This window comes from Paenibacillus sp. XP01 (genome assembly GCF_057364885.1).
The window spans coordinates 6,855,239-6,874,682 of sequence record NZ_CP139481.1 but is presented as its reverse complement, the minus strand read 5'-3'; the positions used below and the strand labels follow the sequence as shown (position 1 = coordinate 6,874,682).

18 protein-coding genes are annotated in these 19,444 nt (G+C 49.4%); all 18 read left to right on the top strand.

Translation table 11 applies throughout. The annotated features are described in order from the left end of the window. Positions 1 to 36 precede the first annotated feature (36 nt). The 18 genes from rpsR to SNR34_RS30820 all read left to right on the top strand — a co-directional run bounded on the left by rpsR (position 37) and on the right by SNR34_RS30820 (position 19,435). A complete protein-coding gene (gene rpsR / locus SNR34_RS30905; RefSeq protein ID WP_062327715.1) occupies positions 37 to 309 on the top strand; it encodes a 30S ribosomal protein S18 in 273 nt (90 codons plus the stop codon). Between the two features lie 170 nt (positions 310 to 479). Next, positions 480 to 1,076 carry a M15 family metallopeptidase gene (locus SNR34_RS30900; RefSeq protein WP_236413658.1) on the top strand — a complete coding sequence of 199 codons (597 nt, stop codon included), beginning with the start codon at positions 480 to 482 and terminating at the stop codon, positions 1,074 to 1,076. A 717-nt stretch (positions 1,077 to 1,793) separates the two neighbouring features. Beyond that, the gene (locus SNR34_RS30895; protein ID WP_236413656.1) at positions 1,794 to 2,792 is read left to right on the top strand and encodes an ABC transporter ATP-binding protein; all 999 of its coding nucleotides are present in this window, start codon (positions 1,794 to 1,796) and stop codon (positions 2,790 to 2,792) included. Positions 2,793 to 2,796: 4 nt separating this feature from the next. Next, entirely contained in the window at positions 2,797 to 3,729 is a 933-nt protein-coding gene (locus SNR34_RS30890; RefSeq protein ID WP_236413654.1) for an ABC transporter ATP-binding protein, read from the top strand. Between the two features lie 7 nt (positions 3,730 to 3,736). Next, a complete protein-coding gene (gene opp4B, locus SNR34_RS30885) occupies positions 3,737 to 4,699 on the top strand; it encodes an oligopeptide ABC transporter permease (protein ID WP_236413653.1) in 963 nt (320 codons plus the stop codon). Positions 4,700 to 4,727: 28 nt separating this feature from the next. Beyond that, positions 4,728 to 5,633, top strand: coding sequence for an ABC transporter permease (locus SNR34_RS30880; RefSeq protein WP_486180914.1), 906 nt, complete (start codon positions 4,728 to 4,730; stop codon positions 5,631 to 5,633). An 18-nt stretch (positions 5,634 to 5,651) separates the two neighbouring features. Further along, positions 5,652 to 7,484 (top strand): oligopeptide ABC transporter substrate-binding protein, encoded by a 1,833-nt coding sequence (gene opp4A, locus SNR34_RS30875; protein ID WP_339275427.1) that lies wholly within the window; start codon positions 5,652 to 5,654, stop codon positions 7,482 to 7,484. Between the two features lie 285 nt (positions 7,485 to 7,769). After that, the gene (locus SNR34_RS30870; protein WP_339275426.1) at positions 7,770 to 8,660 is read left to right on the top strand and encodes a D-alanyl-D-alanine carboxypeptidase family protein; all 891 of its coding nucleotides are present in this window, start codon (positions 7,770 to 7,772) and stop codon (positions 8,658 to 8,660) included. Positions 8,661 to 8,918: 258 nt separating this feature from the next. Next, the gene (locus tag SNR34_RS30865; RefSeq protein ID WP_486180913.1) at positions 8,919 to 10,508 is read left to right on the top strand and encodes an MFS transporter; all 1,590 of its coding nucleotides are present in this window, start codon (positions 8,919 to 8,921) and stop codon (positions 10,506 to 10,508) included. A 374-nt stretch (positions 10,509 to 10,882) separates the two neighbouring features. Beyond that, positions 10,883 to 11,917 carry an LCP family protein gene (locus SNR34_RS30860; protein ID WP_236413648.1) on the top strand — a complete coding sequence of 345 codons (1,035 nt, stop codon included), beginning with the start codon at positions 10,883 to 10,885 and terminating at the stop codon, positions 11,915 to 11,917. Positions 11,918 to 12,099: 182 nt separating this feature from the next. Beyond that, positions 12,100 to 12,531, top strand: coding sequence for a CBS domain-containing protein (locus SNR34_RS30855; protein WP_236413647.1), 432 nt, complete (start codon positions 12,100 to 12,102; stop codon positions 12,529 to 12,531). Positions 12,532 to 12,701: 170 nt separating this feature from the next. Continuing rightward, entirely contained in the window at positions 12,702 to 13,004 is a 303-nt protein-coding gene (locus SNR34_RS30850) for a MazG-like family protein (protein ID WP_236413646.1), read from the top strand. Between the two features lie 5 nt (positions 13,005 to 13,009). Continuing rightward, on the top strand, positions 13,010 to 13,921 hold the full coding sequence (locus tag SNR34_RS30845; RefSeq protein WP_486180912.1) for a DUF2232 domain-containing protein: 912 nt from the start codon (positions 13,010 to 13,012) through the stop codon (positions 13,919 to 13,921). An 11-nt stretch (positions 13,922 to 13,932) separates the two neighbouring features. Further along, positions 13,933 to 15,924 carry a DHH family phosphoesterase gene (locus SNR34_RS30840; protein WP_236413642.1) on the top strand — a complete coding sequence of 664 codons (1,992 nt, stop codon included), beginning with the start codon at positions 13,933 to 13,935 and terminating at the stop codon, positions 15,922 to 15,924. After that, the gene (rplI, locus tag SNR34_RS30835) at positions 15,921 to 16,364 is read left to right on the top strand and encodes a 50S ribosomal protein L9 (protein ID WP_236413640.1); all 444 of its coding nucleotides are present in this window, start codon (positions 15,921 to 15,923) and stop codon (positions 16,362 to 16,364) included. The genes SNR34_RS30840 and rplI overlap by 4 nt, the downstream gene beginning before the upstream one ends. A 1-nt stretch (position 16,365) precedes the next feature. Further along, the gene (dnaB, locus tag SNR34_RS30830; protein ID WP_236413638.1) at positions 16,366 to 17,727 is read left to right on the top strand and encodes a replicative DNA helicase; all 1,362 of its coding nucleotides are present in this window, start codon (positions 16,366 to 16,368) and stop codon (positions 17,725 to 17,727) included. Between the two features lie 12 nt (positions 17,728 to 17,739). Further along, the gene (locus tag SNR34_RS30825; protein WP_486180911.1) at positions 17,740 to 17,997 is read left to right on the top strand and encodes a hypothetical protein; all 258 of its coding nucleotides are present in this window, start codon (positions 17,740 to 17,742) and stop codon (positions 17,995 to 17,997) included. 151 nt (positions 17,998 to 18,148) lie between these two features. Further along, positions 18,149 to 19,435: an adenylosuccinate synthase gene (locus tag SNR34_RS30820; protein ID WP_236413636.1), complete on the top strand. Its 1,287-nt coding sequence runs from the start codon at positions 18,149 to 18,151 to the stop codon at positions 19,433 to 19,435. Positions 19,436 to 19,444 lie beyond the last annotated feature (9 nt).

Sequence of the window (19,444 nt, the reverse complement as noted above, 5' to 3'; positions counted from 1 at the left end):
AGTTGGCGGAATAACGACAGGAAAGGACTGAAAAGCATGAGCTTCAAGCAAAGAGAAGGCGGAGACAACGATAAAAGACCGGCTCGCCGCGGCGGCCGCAACAAACGTCGTAAAGTGTGCTTCTTCACTGCGAACAAAATCACTCACATCGACTATAAAGATACGGACTTGCTCCGTAAATTTATCAGCGAACGTGGAAAAATTTTGCCACGCCGTGTAACAGGTACTAGCGCTAAATATCAACGCATGCTGACGATTGCCATCAAACGCTCCCGTCAAATCGCATTGCTGCCATACACAACTGAGTAGTATTTACTCAGCTTGGATACGAAGCAGTCGGCTTAATCGCCGGCTGCTTTTTTGCATTTCGGGAAGATCCTTCGCTAATCGCGCCGAGAGGCATTTTGCAGCGAAATGTTTTATAATAATAGAGTCTATGAATGCAGTGTTGGACGAAAGAACACACATCAGGAGAATCTATGAATAAATCAAAGCGCAGAATGAAGCAAAAGCGGAAAGGGCGGCTTGGATCATGGATTGTTGCCACATTGCTGATTTCGGTCGTTTACGTATGGATCCAGGAAGAGGATCGCGTGCATGAAATATGGCCAGGCAAACAGCAAGCAGCGGTACCGATTACTGGTCTTCATCCCAAGGTCGTGGAAGGCGAACAATTGCTCGTGCGTAAGGCGGCTCGAATCGGCATTGAAGTTGTCATCACGCATGGGTATCGCAGTATAGAGGAACAGGATCAGCTTTTTGAACAAGGGAGAGCCTTGGCAGGGAACATCGTTACGAATGCCCGCGGCGGAGAATCATATCATAATTATGGACTGGCCATTGATTTTGCCCTTCGGACGCCGGATGGAGACATCGTATGGGATATGGAACGCGATGATAACGGAAACGGTAAAGCGGATTGGATGGAAGTGGTGGACATTGCCAAGGAGCTGGGATTCACTTGGGGCGGGGACTGGGCAAATTTCCCGGATTATCCTCACTTGCAAATGGATTTTGGCTTAAGCATTAACGAGTTAAAGCGTGGGAAGCGGCCGCCAACAGAGGGAGTACATTGATATTATAAATATTGATATAAACGCATAAATATTAAAAAAGTCCTGCTTATTGCAGGACTTTTTTCAACCTTTTGTAAAATAAATGATAAAAGTTGACAATTCATTCTTTACAGCAGCAAATAAATGAACATATACTATAATAACTAGGATTTTTACAATCATCTGATGAAGGGCGTAAAGAAAGAAGTTTTGGATAAAATTGTTTGCTGTCCGCCTGACATGGACAAATTTAGAAAAATGTATTTTTGGCACGAAACATAACATGAAAGTTACAGAAAACCACATTTCCTGATGCTTGAACATTGGATCTGATGTAACAGTAATGTCATATTTGCAACACTTCTTGCAATCAAATTGTAATAAATCCCATAAAAGGGACATCCTCTACGTACAACCTTCCTTTATTTTACCTTTAATGCATAATAAATACCCATATATGTAGCATAGAAAACATTTATACCAAAAATCTCAAAATAATGATTGACGTCATCTAAATTTACACGTATGATTACATTAATTATTTTCCAATATAATCCCACTAGGAATTGTGAGCATTAATTGACCAACGGTCTAAATGAGCTTTCATAGCTCTTTTTACAATTAAAAGGTAATTTGCATAGACTTTCGTTCATATGATTCTGGAAAATGGAAATATACATCCAATGAATCCTTTGAAACGAAGCGATCTGCGGAAATTTTGGGGTTAGGGTGATCGAGTTGAATACAGAACTATTGGAAGTCAGAAATCTAACGACGTCATTCAGAATTGAAGATGAATACTACCCGGCGGTGGATCATGTTAACCTAAAGGTTAAAAAGAATGAAGTGCTTGCCATCGTAGGTGAATCCGGATCAGGCAAAAGCGCGTTTGCCTTTTCGATTATGGGTCTCCATAACAAGGCCAAGATTGAAGGCGAAATTTTGTACAAAGGCGAGAATATCGCCAACCTGCCACCCAATAAATTGAACAAACTCCGCGGCAAAGAGATGGCCATGATTTTTCAAGATCCTCTTTCCGCACTAAATCCTCTTATGGTCATCGGCGATCAGATCGAAGAGATACTGACCTTGCATGAACCGAAGCTATCTTCCAAAGAGAAGAAAGACAGAGTCATTGACCTGCTTAATCAAGTGGGCATTCCCCGCCCTGAACATGTATATAAGCAATATCCTCACGAATTGTCCGGGGGTATGCGGCAGAGGGTGGTCATCGCGATCGCGATAGCCAATAAACCCGAGTTGTTAATTGCCGATGAACCGACAACGGCGCTAGACGTAACGATTCAGCTGCAGATTCTGGAACTGATCCGGGATTTGAAGAACGAGATTCATGCGGGGATCATCCTGATTACCCATGATCTTGGCGTAGTGGCTGAAATGGCTGATCGAGTGGCCGTCATGTACGCAGGCGAAATTGTTGAGATTGCAGATATCTACACATTGATGAGCAATGCCAAACATCCATATACACGTTCCTTATTAAATTCCATTCCGACTTTATCCGAAGAAAAAACAAAACTGCACGTCATTCAGGGCATCGTCCCTTCATTAAAGAACCTACCTCGCACAGGATGCCGTTTCAAATCCAGAATTCCATGGATTAACGATGCGGCTCACGAAGACAACCCGGAGTTGCATGAAATTGCACCAGGTCACTTTGTAAGGTGTACCTGTTACCAGCACTTTCATTTCCCTGATCAGGCGAAGGAGGAATAACAACATGGCACTACTTGAAGTAGAAGGACTCAAAATTCATTTTCCGATTCGCGGGGGGCTGTTCAGGAGAGAGATCGGAAGCATCAAGGCGGTCGACGATGTAAGCTTCTCCATTGAAGAAGGGCAAACATATGGACTTGTGGGGGAGTCGGGTTCAGGCAAGACGACGACGGGTCGGGCTGTAATCGGTCTGAACCATGTAACTGCTGGTAAGATTCTGTTCAATGGCAAGGACCTTACCAAAGAACGACGCAAAGATCGGCAGCTCCAGCGCGACGTGCAAATGATCTTCCAGGATCCGTATTCTTCGTTGAACCCTAAGAAACGTGTTCTGGACATTATCGCCGAACCGCTTCGCAACTACGAGAAGCTGTCGCCTGCAGAGGAGAAGACGCAAGTCAGAGATTTGCTGGAAAAGGTGGGGCTTAGCCCCGAATCGATATACAAATACCCTCATGAATTTTCCGGAGGCCAACGGCAGCGGATCGGAATCGCCCGCGCGATTGCCCTGAGGCCGAAGCTCATTATTGCGGATGAGCCTGTATCCGCTCTGGACGTGTCGGTCCAAGCGCAGGTGCTTAACTTTATGCAGGACATTCAGAAGGAACTGAATCTTACTTATCTGTTCATCAGCCATGACCTCGGTATTATCCGGCACATGTGTGATCAAATCGGGATTATGTATAAGGGTCGTTACGTGGAGCAGGGGACGACGGCGGATATTTTCGAGAATCCGCAGCACATCTATACGAAGCGGCTGATCGCGGCCATTCCGGATATGGATCCGACCAAGCGGGACGAAATGATTGCATTCCGTCGGAAGGTCAAATCCGAATACGAGAATTCTTATCGAAATTTCTTTGATGAGGAAGGGCTGGCTTACTCGCTGCGATCCATTTCGGATACCCACCGTGTAGCTCTCCCTCAGAAAGGTTGAAGGCCATATGTGGAAAACAATCGTACGCAGAATTTTCATAATGATTCCCCAAATTATATTGCTCAGTCTGCTCGTTTTTCTGATGGCCAAGGCCATGCCGGGAGACGCTCTAACGGGTCTGCTCGATCCAAGCGTCGATCCGAAAGCACTTGAGGAGCAGAGGGAACGGTTGGGGCTTAACAATCCTTGGTACGTGCAGTACTGGGATTGGATCCGGAATGCTTTGCAGGGCGATTTCGGACAGTCTTTCCGTTTCAAAATGCCTGTTATGGACCTCATTGGCCAACGTGTGGCCAACACGTTCTGGCTGGCATTGGCAACGCTGATCCTTACGTACCTGATTGCCATTCCGCTCGGAATCATCAGCGGCCGATACAACGACACGTGGTCGGATCGTTTGATTACGGGGTATACCTATTTGGGCTTTGCCGCACCGCTGTTCATTTTTGCGCTGGTGATGTTGTGGATCTTCGGATTCCATTTCGGATGGTTCCCGACCGGAGGCAGCGTGGCTCCGGGACAAACGCCGGGGACATTCAGTTATGTGATGAGCAAGTTCTACCATTTGTTATTGCCGGCCCTTTCCATGGCCTTGATCACGACGGTATCTACCGTCCAATATTTGCGAAGCGAAATTATCGATATCAAGCAAAAGGAATTCGTTCTTACGGCGAGAGCCAAGGGCGCATCGGAATCGAGGGTTTACAACAGACACATTTTGCGCAACTCCCTTTTGCCGATTGCCGCGTTTTTCGGTTATGAAATTACGGGCTTGATTGGAGGAACCATTTTCATCGAGAGCATTTTCAGCTATCCGGGCATGGGTTCATTGTTCCTTAATTCCATCTCGCTTCGCGATTTCAGCGTCGTTACCGCGCTTGTTCTTTTATACGGCATAGCTACGATTTTGGGTTCGCTTTTGTCTGACGTTATTCTGGGCGTTGTCGATCCGCGCATTCGGATCAAGTAAGAACTTGAACATTTCGGGGTGAAAACAAATGAGCAAGGCCAACGAGATCGTCGTAAACTCACATAAAGTGGATAAAAGCCCCTCAAGCATGAACATCTTGTGGAGGGAAATCGTAAGGGATAAAATAGCACTCATTTCACTTATATTTTTGGGCGTGGTCATTCTTCTGGTGTACGGGACGGCTCTGATTCTTGATCAGGACGAAATCGTAAAGGTAGACCTGTTCGCATTATATGAACCGCCCTCCGCCGACTACTGGTTAGGTACTGATTATGGTGGCCGCGACGTGTTCGGGCAGCTCATCATCGGTACGCGGAATTCGTTGACGATCGGCATTCTCGTCACCTTGATGACGGGTGCAATCGGCATCTTCTTCGGATTAGTCTCCGGTTACTTCGGAGGCGTCATTGACAATATTTTTATGCGGTTTTTAGACTTTTTCAGCATTCTACCGATGTTGATGATCGTTATTGCGTTTGTCACCGCCGTGCCTAAATATAGCATTGTCTCCTTTTCGTTAATCATGACGGCATTTCTATGGATGGGGATTGCGAGATTGATCCGCTCCAAAGCGCTGCAAGAGAGGGAACTGGAATACGTAAAAGCATCCAAAACCTTGGGTTCGTCCCACTTGAAAATCATGATTTCGCAGGTTCTTCCGAATCTGAGCTCCATTATCATCGTGACGATGACGTTGAATCTGGCCGCAAACATCGGCCTCGAATCCGGGCTGTCCTTTCTGGGATTCGGTTTTCCCGAAAGCACGCCAAGTCTTGGTACTCTCGTAAGCTATGCTCAAAATCCGCAAACCCTGGAATCCAGATGGTGGATATGGCTACCTGCATCATTACTGATTCTGGTACTGATGTTGAGTATAAATAATGTCGGTCAGGCTCTGAAGCGTGCGACGGATGCAAGACAAAGAAGAGGTTAAAAAAAGGGAGGAAGGTTCATGAAGAAGGGACTATTTTCAAGGGGTATTTTTTTCACCATGATGCTTGTCTTTGTACTGGTGCTTGCGGCCTGCAGTTCAGAGAAGGAAGAGGCGACGCCAACAACGCCTCCGGCCAATTCCGGTGAGGCCAAGAACGAAGAGAAGCCTGCCAATGAAGAAGGCATTTACAACATCAAAGATTTCAGCAATGTCAAAACGAATGAAGGAACGGCCATCGAAGGCGGTTCAATTACATTCGGTCTCGTATCGGATACGGCTTTTGAGGGAACTTTGAACTATAACTTCTACTCGGGTAACCCGGACTCCCAGGTGCTGCAGTGGTTTGATGAAGGGCTTCTGACTTGGGATGCCAACTATGTATATACCAATGATGGCGCTGCAACCTACGAAACGTCCGAAGACGGCAAAACGTTTACGTTGACGATCCGCGACAACGTAAATTGGCATGACGGCAAGCCTGTAACCGCCGAAGACCTGCAGTTTGCTTATGAAGTGATCGGAAGCAAAGGCTATGACGGTCCGCGTTACGATTCCAACTTCACAAGCATTGTGGGCATGGAAGAGTTTCATGCTGGAAAAGCCAAAACCATTTCCGGCATCAAAGTGCTGAGCGACAAAAAAATCAGCATTACGTATAAAGAAGCTACACCGTCCCTGCTGACAGGCGGCGTGTGGACATATCCTTTGGCGAAACATATCTTTGGCGACATGGATGTAGCCGATATGTCTTCTTCCAAAGCAGTGCGCGAAAAACCGATCGGTTTCGGTCCATTCAAAGTGGAAAGCATCGTTCCGGGCGAGTCTGTTGTGTACACGAAAAACGAGGACTACTGGCGCGGCGCTCCGAAGCTGGATAAAGTAACGTTGAAAGTCATCAGCCCGACAACGGTTGTACAGGAACTTAAATCCGGAGGAGTAGACATGGTAGACTCCTTCCCGACGGATCAGTACAAAGACAATGCAGACATGTCCAATGTGGAATACCTCGGCATGATTGATCGGGCATACACATACATCGGTTTCAAACTCGGAACATGGGATGCCGAGAACGGCAAAGTCGTGACGAATCCAGATGCCAAAATGGCTGATAAAAACCTGCGTAAGGCGATGTGGCTGGCTGTAGACAACGATCAAGTAGGTAAACGTTTCTACAACGGTCTGCGCTGGAATGCAACAACGCTGATTCCGCCATCCCATCCCGAATTCCATGATGCCTCCAACCCGGGCGTAACTTACGATCCGGAAGCGGCAAAGAAACTTTTGGATGAAGCAGGCTACAAAATGAATGGCGAGTTCCGTACGAATCCGGACGGCTCTCCGCTGGAAATCAACTTCATCTCCATGACCGGTGGAGATACTGCTGAACCACTGGCTCGTTATTATGTGCAATCTTGGGCAGCGATTGGTCTGAAAGTAAACCTTGAAATGGTTGAGTTTAACAACTTCTATGACCGTGTAGGTAACACAGGTAAAGACGATCCTACGGTTGATGTTTACCAGGCGGCATGGAGCGTCGGCATCGACGTTGACCCATCCGGTCTGTACGGACGCGACGCATTGTATAACTTCCCACGCTGGTCCAGCGAAGAAAACGACAAGCTGCTTGCACAAGGATTGTCCGCAGAAGCATTTGACGTAGAGAAACGCAAAGAGATCTACAAACAATGGCAAGAATACATGATTGAAGAAGTGCCTGTATTCCCAACACTGTACCGTGCAGAGTTGTCTCCAGTGAACAAACGTGTAATGAACTATGCGATTGGCGATGGTACGGGAGTCTACCTGAGCGATTTGGCTGTCAATGCAGACAAACCAGCAGTAGCTCAGTAACTTCACTTGAAATTATGTTCTTAATTATAAGTGCCTTAATTACAGGAAAAGGTTACATCTGATGATTTAACACCGATTAGGATTTGGGGTCCTTTATGAAATCGGTTGTGCGTAAAAGCCTTGAATAACATGGATTCTGTACGCCTTGCACGGGTGTTCAGGGTCCATGTTTTTTTATTTAATTTGCATTGGTAACAAAAAGATAAAAAAAATTTAACTTTTTTTAAAAAAATCGCAGACAAAATGCCTCTTTCGTTCGTCTATATCTATAAGAGGTGATCGTCGGTGAAAAAACGTTGGAAACGGACAAGCATTTTGCTAGCTTTGCTGGTCATTATATATGTAGGAATACAGCCTGGCATGTTGGTAGGCAAGCCGGCCATCAAGGCTGCATCTGCCGTGTTGATGGATGCAGGAACGAAACAGATTATTCTCGATTATAATGGTTCCAATCAAGTATCCCCTGCAGGCATTAGTAAAATCATGACGGAACTGCTGGTGATGGATGCCATCTCCAATGGTGAGGTGAACTGGGACGATCCGGTGGCCATCAGCCAATATGCGAGCTCGGTTGGAGGGAAGCAGTTATCGTTGAAGCAAGGGGATCGGTTCACCGTACGCGAACTGTTCAATGTTGTTTCGTTGTATTCGGCGAATGATGCAACGATTGCGCTCGCCGAGCATATCGGCGGATCGGAGTCTGCCTTCGTGGATGCGATGAATCGCAAGGCGGCCGAGATCGGTTTGTCGGAAAGCACGCACTTTGCCAACTCCACCGGGCTGCACACGGAGCTCCTTGGTCCCCATAGACCTGATGCCATCCAAGGCGATAGCTCCATGACGGCGCTTGATGCATGCAACCTGGCCTATTATTTGATCCGCCATCATCCGGAAATTCTGAAGATCTCCAGTCAAATTCAGGTATCCATGAATCAGAAAGGCATGTACGTTAGCAATACCAACTGGATGCTGCCTTCCATAGATGGGCCGTATGCCTATGACGGAGGAGACGGCCTCAAGACAGGATTTGATCAAGAGGACGGATATCATTTTGTCGGGACGGCCGAACGGAGCGGCAAGCGCCTGATCTCGGTGGTGTTTGGCAGTGAGACGCAGGAAGGGCGCTTTGTGGAAACGCGCAAATTATTGAACTATGGCTTTACGAGCAAGCAGTAGTTTCAGCGCGGACGTGAACAAATCTACATATATAGAGTATACGGGTTCGGCTTTCGTTAAGGGCAACCCGTGCAGCTCGTCAAGAATGCCGCCAGGTTATTGAAACCAAGGGGGCATTTTTCATTGGATTACTCATAAATTGACATAGGAATTCCATTTGCTTTAAAATGACCAATGAGTCATTTTGGATTGTTGTCGTTTAATATACATGTATAAGGAAGAGAACGAAACCTACTTTATGAATCAGGAGGCAGCGAAATGCAAAGACAGATGAAATGGCCGCTCATGTTATTCGCGGTCGGCGTTTTTATGGCAGCATTGGATAACGGCATTATTACTTCGTCGCTTACAACGCTGAACGCTTCGTTCGGCGTGACGCCAACATGGGGGGCGTGGACGATCACGCTGTATACGCTGGGCCTTGCAGTCAGCGTGCCCATTGCAGGCAAGCTGTCGGACCGTTATGGCCGCAAGAAGCTGTTTTTGATTGAGGTTGCTCTGTTTGGCGTCGGCTCGTTGCTCGTCGCCTTAAGCACGTCCTTTACGTTTTTCCTGATATCCCGCGTTATTCAAGCGCTTGGCGGCGGCGGGATATTTATCATTGCGAGCTCTTATGTATTAAGCCGTTTTCCGGCAGAACGACAAGGAAGCGCTTTGGGGATCCTGGGGGGCATGAACGGCATCGCGGCCATTCTTGGGCCTAACGTCGGTTCGTTTATTCTGGATGTTACGGGCAACTGGCATTGGTTGTTTCTCATTAACGTGCCGATTGCGATTCTATTGTTTGTGGCAGGCATCCGTTATATCCAGGAGGAGCAGGAACTCAACAAAGCGGCTGTAGACTGGAGCGGCATAGCGGTCCTAACGCTCGGGGTGCTCAGTCTGATGTACAGTTTCAGCAATCTGGATGGCGTCAACATGCTGGAGAGCATCGTATCCCCTATGTTTTACGGATTCTTCGCCGGAGGCATCGCTATCCTGATTATTTTCTACTACCTTGAGAAAAGGCTGGAAGGAACACGCCGCGAGCCTGTGGTGTCTACGCGGCTTCTCGGTATCGCTTCTTTTCGCTGGACGCTGCTTATCGCGTTCTTCTCCGGAGCCATTCTGGCATCGGTCATCTTTATCCCTGGTTTCGTCGAGCAGTATTTGGGCGTGTCCAACACGGCTTCCGGCTATTGGTTTACGCCGCTGGCCCTTGCATCCGGCATCGGCGCGGGCGGCGGCGGGTACCTTGTCGATCGTAAAGGGCCGATCTGGACGCTATCGGTAGCGGGTCTCCTGTCTGCCGTCGGTTTCTTGCTCTTCCCGCTATGGGTGGAAGACCTCTGGCAGTTCGTCATTGCGAGCGTGCTGGTCGGTATCGGCTTCGGCATGATGCTGGGAGCACCCGTGAATGTGCTTGTTACGGAGCAAGCGGGCGAGAACAACAAGGGGATCGCCGTAGCGACCAGTTCGTTGTTCCGCCAGATGGCCATGGCGATTGCGCCTACGATTTTCGCCGGCTTCCTTGCTCGCTCGTTTACGAACCTGGGCACGAATGTCCAGCATGCGTTCACCGACAAAGGCATCCAGGTCCAGCCGGAAATGATGGATCAATTCGCATCCGAAGGGGCCGCGAGCAGCGATGTATCCAGTCTGACGGAGGGACTGGCGCAAATCCCCGATCAGGGCATTCGCGATACGCTGCTGGAGGCTGTGCATCAGACGACCGGACAGGGTTATAGCGGCTTATTCTGGTCGGCTGTAATCTTCAGTGTGCTTACGCTTGTGGCGGCGCTGATTACGGGACGCATTCGCAGCCGGGAGAAAAGCCTTCAGTCAAACGAGGCCGTGACGAACAGCTGAATCCGGTGTATCATTTCATATATGGATGGAAAGGACAGCGATCTGTTATACGAGTGCAGCATTCTCTGATCCGCGTGTGTTCGGATTTCCAAATCCTGTTGAAGAAATATTCGAGGCTGATCCAACCGATCTGCTTCTCCCTTTCAGGCAGGGACAGGGATTCGAATGGCCACAGGCTCGTTCATAAAGGGAAAGCTGTTCTTTTCTTTTAACCAGATTGTAACTTTTCGCGGAGCAGCAGTGTTTACAATAGAACGAGCATAAGGTACCCTGTTTCAGGACGGGGGACGTCAGGCAACATTGTGTCAGAACGCATTCCAGGCGGTTAAGTGTAGATTGGCAATTCATTTTGAGAGTGAAGAAGGAATCCGCGAATGACAAGAAGAACTAAAGAGAAGAAAAAGAAAAAAAGAAAAGGCCTATATATAACGCTCTTATCACTCGTCGTACTATTAGTTGGCGGTTATTTGTTCCGCCAGCAGCTCGCTGTGGCTGCATTCGATCTGTTTCTGGCCGGTACGGTCGAAGACTCGCTCTCCAGATCATACGTACCGCAGGAAGGCAATAAAACGCCTGATCCGATCGTATATCGCGAGAAACCATTCTCCGTGCTGCTGCTCGGGTCCGACAAGCGCGCCTATGAGAAAACCCGCGGACGCTCCGACACGGTCATGTATGCCGTTGTGCGTCCAAAGGAGTCAAGGGTGCTGCTGGTATCTATTCCGCGCGATACCTATGTACAGATTGTAGGGCGGGATGCTAACAAGGATGGCGAAGACGATTACGACAAGATCGCGCATGCCTACGCTTTTGGCGGAGAGAATATGTCCATCAATACGGTGGAGAAATTTTTAGATGCCGATGTCGGGTACTATGCCACGATCAATTTTGATGGAATCCGAAAAGTGGTCGATGCGCTTGGCGGCGTGAAGCTGCCCATTGAAGAGGATATCGTGAACAAAAACCCGGATCATGTACAGTTCACCATTGAAGGCGGCAAACCCATCTATGATGGTCAGGAAGCCCTTTACTACGTGAGGTACCGTGAGGATAGCGACTTTAACCGGACCAAACGGCAGCAGATTTTCCTGAACGCCATGGCGAACGAAATGCTTAATCTCAATCAAATTGGCAAGATTCCGGAGCTGCTGCAGATCATGGGAGACAATTTTCAGACCGATATGCAGCCTTCCTTCATCATTGACCTGGCCAAACAGGTATTGACCCAGGAGAAGCCGCAAATTTCCAGCTTTACGATTCTCGGCGAGGGGATGCGCAAGGATGGCATCTACTATGGCAAGGCCGATGAGAAGGATGTCCAATATGCCAAAGAGCTGATTACGAACTGGATGGATGAATCGACCCCAGTCGGCTCACTGATGATTCCCGATCGGCAGAAGATCGAGTAATCCAACCATTCTATACCAGCGATGTGTGATGAGAACAGGGCAGCAGTGCGTGTTTTACGGGCTGCTGTTTTTTTTCTTTTTCGCAGGGAGTTCCCCCGATTGGAACATCACGTGTTATAACCCGTATAATAAAGTTTGGAGAAACTTTTGAGTATGTAGGACAAGGGAGGACACGCAAGGGTATGAATATTGCATTTTTTCTATTGCCCAAGCAAGAGGTAACATGCGTAACGTCGGATTCTACACTCAGGCAAACGTTGGAACGGATGGAATATCATCGATTTACGGCGGTGCCCATTTTGAATAAGGAAGGCAAATATATCGGTACCGTGACTGAGGGCGACTTGTTGTGGCACATGAAGAACTCCGAAGGGAAGATTTCATTTGAAAACGCTTCAAAGTTTTTGCTCAAGGACGTTCCGCTGCGGCTTGATATCAAGCCGGTATCGATCAATGCCAACATGGAGGACTTGATCAATCTGGCCAAAGTTCAGAACTTTGTACCCGTCGTGGATGACATGGAACGATTTATCGGCATTGTGCGGCGCAGCCAAATTATCGAATATTGTGAAGGCATCGTTGCCAAGGAAACGCTCAAGGCCAAATCCATTTGAAAAAATCGGTTGCAGAAAAGGGATAATCCGTGCTTTTCGGTATCATGTTAAGCATAACCTTATCCAAGGAGACAGCTTGGGGCATTGCCAAGGGGGAACATTTTTACACCCCCCTTTTTATGCTATAATGGAGAATAAAGCTTTTTCCGGGGAGAGTGACTTTCGCTAATATGCCTAAAGAACTGGATGTAGCCAAACGCGCTAAAGTGATTGAATGGCTGAAGACCGAAGTGCTTGACCAGGTGTCCCGATTGTTCAAAGCGTTATGGGAAGGCAGCACCTCCCGAATCGGGGACAGTCTCGCCAGTCTGATGATGAGCGTGTACATATTGGGCCGCAGGCTTGGTATTCCGTTCAAGGATCTGGATGCACTGCTAGTAGAGAAACTGAAAAAGCACAAATCGGAAGGTCACCAGTTGGAAGACTGGTACCAGGATATATCCGCGCTCGAAGATCATATGCGTAAGAGGTGAAATTGTTGAAATTTAGCTTTAAAACGGCCGTTTGGAGCGTCGTGTATTTGCTCTTGTTGCTTTCGCTGCCAACGCCTCTATCGGTGCTCGCGATCTTTTTCGTGCTGGTTCCGGGAGTCGTATTGTACGCGTCCTTATCGGTGAAGTCCTTTGTATGGCATCTCGTGCCGGTAGCCGTCATTTTGTTGATGATCAGTCCCATATATTTGTTATTGCTCGTGATTTTCACGATTCCTGCTATAATTATGGGTAATGCTTATAAGAAAAGGAAATCGGCTCTGTTTGCTTTGATGTCAGGAATGGGTGCGATGCTGGGGGAATATTTGTTCCTTTTGCTTTTAGGCACCGTATTTTTCCAGTTCGACCTGTCCGGCTATATTACCGATGTGGTTCAACTGACGGTCGAACCATTAACCGGATCATCCACACAGATGGTTAACGGTTTTGTATGGACGCCGGAAATGACGCAGGACGTGGCGAGACAGACGCAGCTCATGATTCCGTTTGCACTGGTTGTCACCTCTATGGTGATGGCTCTTATCACGCATGCAGTCGCTCGTCCCATCCTGAGTGTTATGGGCGTGACGGTGTCCAAATTGCCGCCTGCACGCGAATGGAGAATGCCACGCGCGTTGATCTGGTACTACTTCCTTGCATTGATCTTCGAGGTCGTGTCAAGACAAAGCGACGGGACGTATTGGACGATGATCGCGGCCAATCTGTCGCCGCTAATCAATTTGGGCTTCATGATTCAAGCTATCGGTTTTTTCTTTTTCTTGTCCCATTTGAGGAAATGGAATCCGGTAATCCCCTATCTGCTGGCCGCCGCCGTCTTTTTCATTGGGCCGCTTCGGATTATCGGGATCATTGATCTGGCGTTCCCGCTTCGAGAGGCAATTTCGAAACCAAAACGATAGGGTGATGAGTCATGCCTAAATTTCTGAAGAAGCGCTGGCACGGCTACTATACCGTATGGGCGTTTATTCTATTGCTCCTGCTGGTCATGTTCGTGACCATTTACAACTGGACGCTTGGTTTGATCAGCCTGATACTCGCTTCGGCGCTCGGCATTGTCATGATCAAAGCGGAGCTTGCCTTTCGCCGGGAATTGAATGATTACATTAACGGATTATCCATACGCATCAAACGGATGGAGGGGGAAGCGGTAAACATGCTTCCCTTCGGCATTGTGCTGTACAGCGAAGACCGTACGGTAGAATGGCATAACCGCTTTGTGGCGGATATGTTTCAGGAGAAAACGATGGTGGGCAGCACGCTAAGCCATCTGTTTCCAAAGCTGCCGCAGCCGAAAGAAAAGAAGGACGGATCGAAAGACGCGGCATCCAAGGAACTGCACGACGAGTTCCAACTCGATGACCGATATTACGGCGTCATCCATAACCCGCTGGAACGGTACGTGTACGTGTATGAAATTACCGAGTTGGCTGTTCTCCGGGATAAGTACGAAAATGAACGAATCGCGCTGGGCATTCTGGTGCTCGACAATCTGGACGAGGCGGCACAAGGCATGGACGACCAGCAGCGCACCTCGCTGATTGCCCGCGTAACCAGCGAAATCACGGCTTGGGCGAAGCGGTACGAAGTGTATTTGCGCCGTTTGTCGTCCGACCGCTACCTGATGATGCTGAACCACAAGGCGCTGCAGGAACTGGAGCAGAGCCGGTTTGTCATTCTGGACGAGGTACGGGAAATGACCGCCGATCTCAAGGTGCCGATGACGCTTAGCATCGGGCTGGCCTTTGGTTCGGATAGCATTAGCGAGCTGGGAGAGCTTGCTCAGTCCAGTCTCGATATGGCGCTAGGGCGCGGCGGCGACCAGGCTGCCGTCAAATCGGGACAGCGGCTGTCCTTCTATGGCGGCAAGTCCAATGCCGTCGAGAAACGGACGCGGGTTCGCGCCCGGGTCATTGCGCATGCTTTGCGGGATCTTATGCAGGAGAGCGATCGGGTCATTATTATGGGGCATAAAATGCCCGATATGGATGCGATCGGCGCTTCCATCGGGGTGTGGAAAGCGGCCAGCCTGTACAATGTGGAGGCACGCATCGTCCTGGATGGGGTAAATCCGTCCATTGAGCGAATGATGGAGCTGGTGAACAAGGACGAAAAGTTGGCCAAAGCCTTTATTTCGCCCGAACAGGCAACCCAGGTCATGACCGAGCACACGCTGCTCGTCGTTGTCGATACCCACAAAGCCTCCATGACGATGGAGCCCAAGCTGGTACAGGCCGCTACGCGCGTAGTCGTGGTGGACCACCACCGCCGCGGCGAGGAATTCATTAACGACGCTGTGCTGATTTATCTTGAGCCTTACGCTTCATCGGCTGCCGAGCTTGTTACCGAGCTGTTGCAATATATCCATGACAAGGTACAGTTCACGCCGCTGGAAGCGACGGCGCTGCTCGCGGGAATTACGGTGGATACGAAGCATTTCGCGCTGCATACCGGGTCAAGAACGTTCGAGGCGGCCGGCTTCCTGCGCAGAAGTGGTGCAGATACCATCATGATCCAACGGCTAATGAAAGAAAATCTGTCAGAATATATTGCTAAGGCAGAAATCATAAAGCATGCTAAAATGGTATATGGGAACATTGCGCTTGCGGTCACTGAACGCGGCAGCAAGCTCCCGCAAATGATGATCGCCCAAGTGGCGGACACCTTGCTGAACATGAACGACGTCGTCGCTTCATTTGTGATCAGCGAGCGTCCGGACGGGCTGATCGGAATCAGTGCAAGATCGCTCGGCCGCATGAACGTACAGGTCGTCATGGAACGGCTCGGCGGCGGCGGGCATTTGACCAATGCGGCTGTTCAGCTGGAAGGATCGCTGGGAGAGGCAGAAAAACGGCTGATGAACGTACTGGCTGAAATCGAAAAGGAAGAGGGGCTGTTCGAATGAAAGTCATTTTTATAAAAGATGTTAAAGGTCAGGGGAAAAAAGGACAAGTGAAGGAAGTATCGGAAGGATATGCACAGAATTTCCTTCTGCCGCGCGGGCTGGTGCGTCTGGCTACCGACGGAAACATGAAAACGCTGGAGAACCAGAATGCAGCCGAAGAGCGCCGCAAACAAGAAGAAAAAGCGGAAGCGGAAGTGCTCGGCAAAAAGCTGGAGGCTGAAGTCACCGAACTGAAAGCCAAAGCGGGTGAAGGCGGTCGCCTGTTCGGGGCCATCACAAGCAAACAAATCGCCGAGGCGCTTGCAGCCAAAGGCTTGAAAATCGATAAACGCAAAATCGAACTGGACGATCCAATCCGTACACTCGGCGTAACACAAGTAACGGTGAAGGTTCATCCTGAAGTCAAAGCGACTATCAAGGTACAGGTAACGGAGGAGTAAGATGGGCGGCGAAATGTTATTCGACCGGATTCCCCCGCAGAACCTGGAAGCCGAGCAGGCCGTGCTGGGTGCAATCCTGCTTCAGGGAGAGGCCCTGATTACAGCGATGGAACGGGTGCAAACCGAGGATTTCTATGACAAGCCGCATCAACTCATCTATGAAACGATGATTCAGCTTGGCGAGGAAAATCAGCCGATTGACCTTGTCACGCTGACTTCGCGTTTGAAGGACAAAGGCGAGCTGGAGGAGGCCGGCGGCGTCAGCTATCTTGCGAAGCTGGCCCATGGCGTGCCTACGGCAGCCAATGTCGATTATTACGCCCAGATCATCGAAGAAAAATCGATGCTGCGGCGACTCATCCGTACCGCCACGCAGATTGTGAGCGAAGGTTATGCAGGCGGAGAGGATGTATCGGCCATGCTCGGGGAAGCCGAACGGCGCATCCTGGAAATTTCCAATCGTCGCTCCAGCAGCGGCTTTATTGCCATCCGCGACGTTCTGATGGAAGTGTTCGACCGTGTCGAGACGCTGCATCAGAACAGGGGAACAACAACAGGCATTCCGTCCGGATTTATCGATTTGGACAAGATGACCGCAGGTTTTCAGCGCAGTGACTTGATCATTGTAGCGGCACGTCCTTCCGTAGGTAAGACCGCCTTTGCGCTGAATATCGCCCAGAACGTGGCCATTCGTGCGCAGGAGACGGTAGCCATCTTCAGTCTGGAGATGTCGGCGGCACAGCTTGTGCAGCGGATGATCTGCGCTGAGGCGAACCTGGATGCGGGTGTCATGCGTAACGGGGATTTCAAGGGCGACGAGGACTGGCAGAAGCTGACGATGGGCATTGCTGCATTGTCGGAAGCGGAAGTCTATATTGACGATACACCCGGGATCACGGTAGCCGACATTCGGGCCAAATGTCGCCGTCTCAAAAAAGAGAAGGGGCTTGGCATGATCCTGATCGATTACCTGCAGCTCATCAGCGGCCGCGGCAAAGCAGGGGAGAACCGCCAGCAGGAGGTCTCCGAGATTTCCCGTACGCTGAAGCAGATCGGCCGTGAGCTTGAAGTTCCGGTTATCGCGTTGTCCCAGCTCAGCCGGGGCGTGGAGCAGCGGCAGGACAAGCGTCCAATGATGAGTGACTTGCGGGAATCGGGTTCGATCGAGCAGGATGCCGATATCGTGGCGTTTTTGTACCGGGATGATTATTACAACCAGGAGACCGAGAAGAAGAACATTATCGAGATCATTATCGCCAAACAGCGTAACGGTCCGGTAGGTACGGTAGAGTTGGTCTTCCTGAAGCAGTTCAACAAATTCGTCAACTACGAGCGGGCGCATAACGATGCATTCGCGATGTAGTACAGACCTCTGATGCGTAAAGCATTATATGCAATGATGGAGTTGCGCCGTTTTGCGCAATTCCGTGTTGCCATAAGAAATCGGCATGCCATCCTGCTTCCAGGGCGCAGGCATAGCCGGTTTTCTTTGCGTGCTTTTGGAACAATAATGGATACATTCAGCCGCAACTTAGGTGTATTTCCGAACATTAACAACGAAAAATATATGATTAGTTCGTTTATTGATTTGACTTTGAAAATGGGGACTGGTACACTATTACTGCTGCGTTAAAGCAGCGAAAACCTTCCTTCCAATGTAACGAAGGAGTTTTCACTGTCCGTTAGCACGCTTCTCCGCCGGTGTTTTCACATTCATTTGCCTGCCGAGATAGAGGACGGACAGATCAATAAAAGGTGCGCAAGGCACCCACGGAGGAATGCACATGTCAACGGTAGTTGTAGTGGGAACGCAATGGGGAGACGAAGGAAAAGGCAAAATCACGGATTATCTCGCGGAAAGCGCGGACGTGGTCGCTCGTTACCAAGGAGGTAACAATGCCGGCCATACGATTTTGATCGATAACAAAAAATATAAGCTGACGATGATTCCATCGGGGATTTTCAACACTGACAAAGCTTGCGTCATCGGCAACGGCATGGTCATTAACCCGAAGGCACTTATTGAAGAGATTAATTATATTCATGACAATGGCTTTACAACGAAAAACCTGACGATCAGCGACCGGGCACATATCATTCTGCCATATCACATGGTACTGGATGCGCTGGAAGAAGAGCGTAAAGGACCGAACAAAATCGGTACGACAGGCAAAGGGATCGGTCCTTGTTACATGGACAAAGCAGCCCGTATCGGAATCCGCATGGCGGACCTGATGGATGCCGAAGAGTTCGAACTGAAGCTGCGCCATCTGGTGCAGGAGAAAAATCGCGTCATTGAGCAAGTATACGATGGCGAGCCGGTGGATGTAGAGCAAATCCTGAAGGATTACCTGGAGTATGCCGAGGTTCTTCGTCCATACGTGCGCGATACTTCCGTCGTCCTGAACGAGTTCATCGACGAGAACAAAAAGGTGCTGTTTGAAGGCGCGCAAGGCGTTATGCTCGACATCGACCAAGGTACCTACCCGTTCGTAACGTCTTCGAACCCATCCGCAGGCGGCGTATGTATCGGTTCCGGCGTTGGCCCGGCACGCATTCAGCAGGTCATCGGCGTGGCTAAGGCGTATACAACACGCGTAGGCGATGGTCCATTCCCAACGGAACTGTTTGATGCTGTTGGCGACCAGATCCGCGAAACGGGTCATGAGTACGGTACGGTTACCGGACGTCCTCGCCGCGTTGGCTGGTTCGACAGCGTCGTTGTTCGTCACGCCCGTCGCGTGAGCGGTATCACTGGCCTGTCCCTGAACTCGCTGGACGTGATGACAGGATTGGAAACCGTGAAAATCTGTACCGGATACAAATACAAAGGCGAGATCATCACTCATTATCCGGCTAGCTTGAAAATGCTGGCGGAGTGCGAGGCGGTTTACGAGGAGCTGCCAGGCTGGAGTGAAGATATCACGGGAGCGAAAAAGCTGGAAGATCTGCCAGTGAACACGCAAAACTACATCAAACGCGTATCCGAGCTGACAGGCATTCCGATTGCCATCTTCTCGGTAGGCCGTAACCGTGAACAGACGAATCAGGTTATGCCGATCTACGTCTGATCCATCATT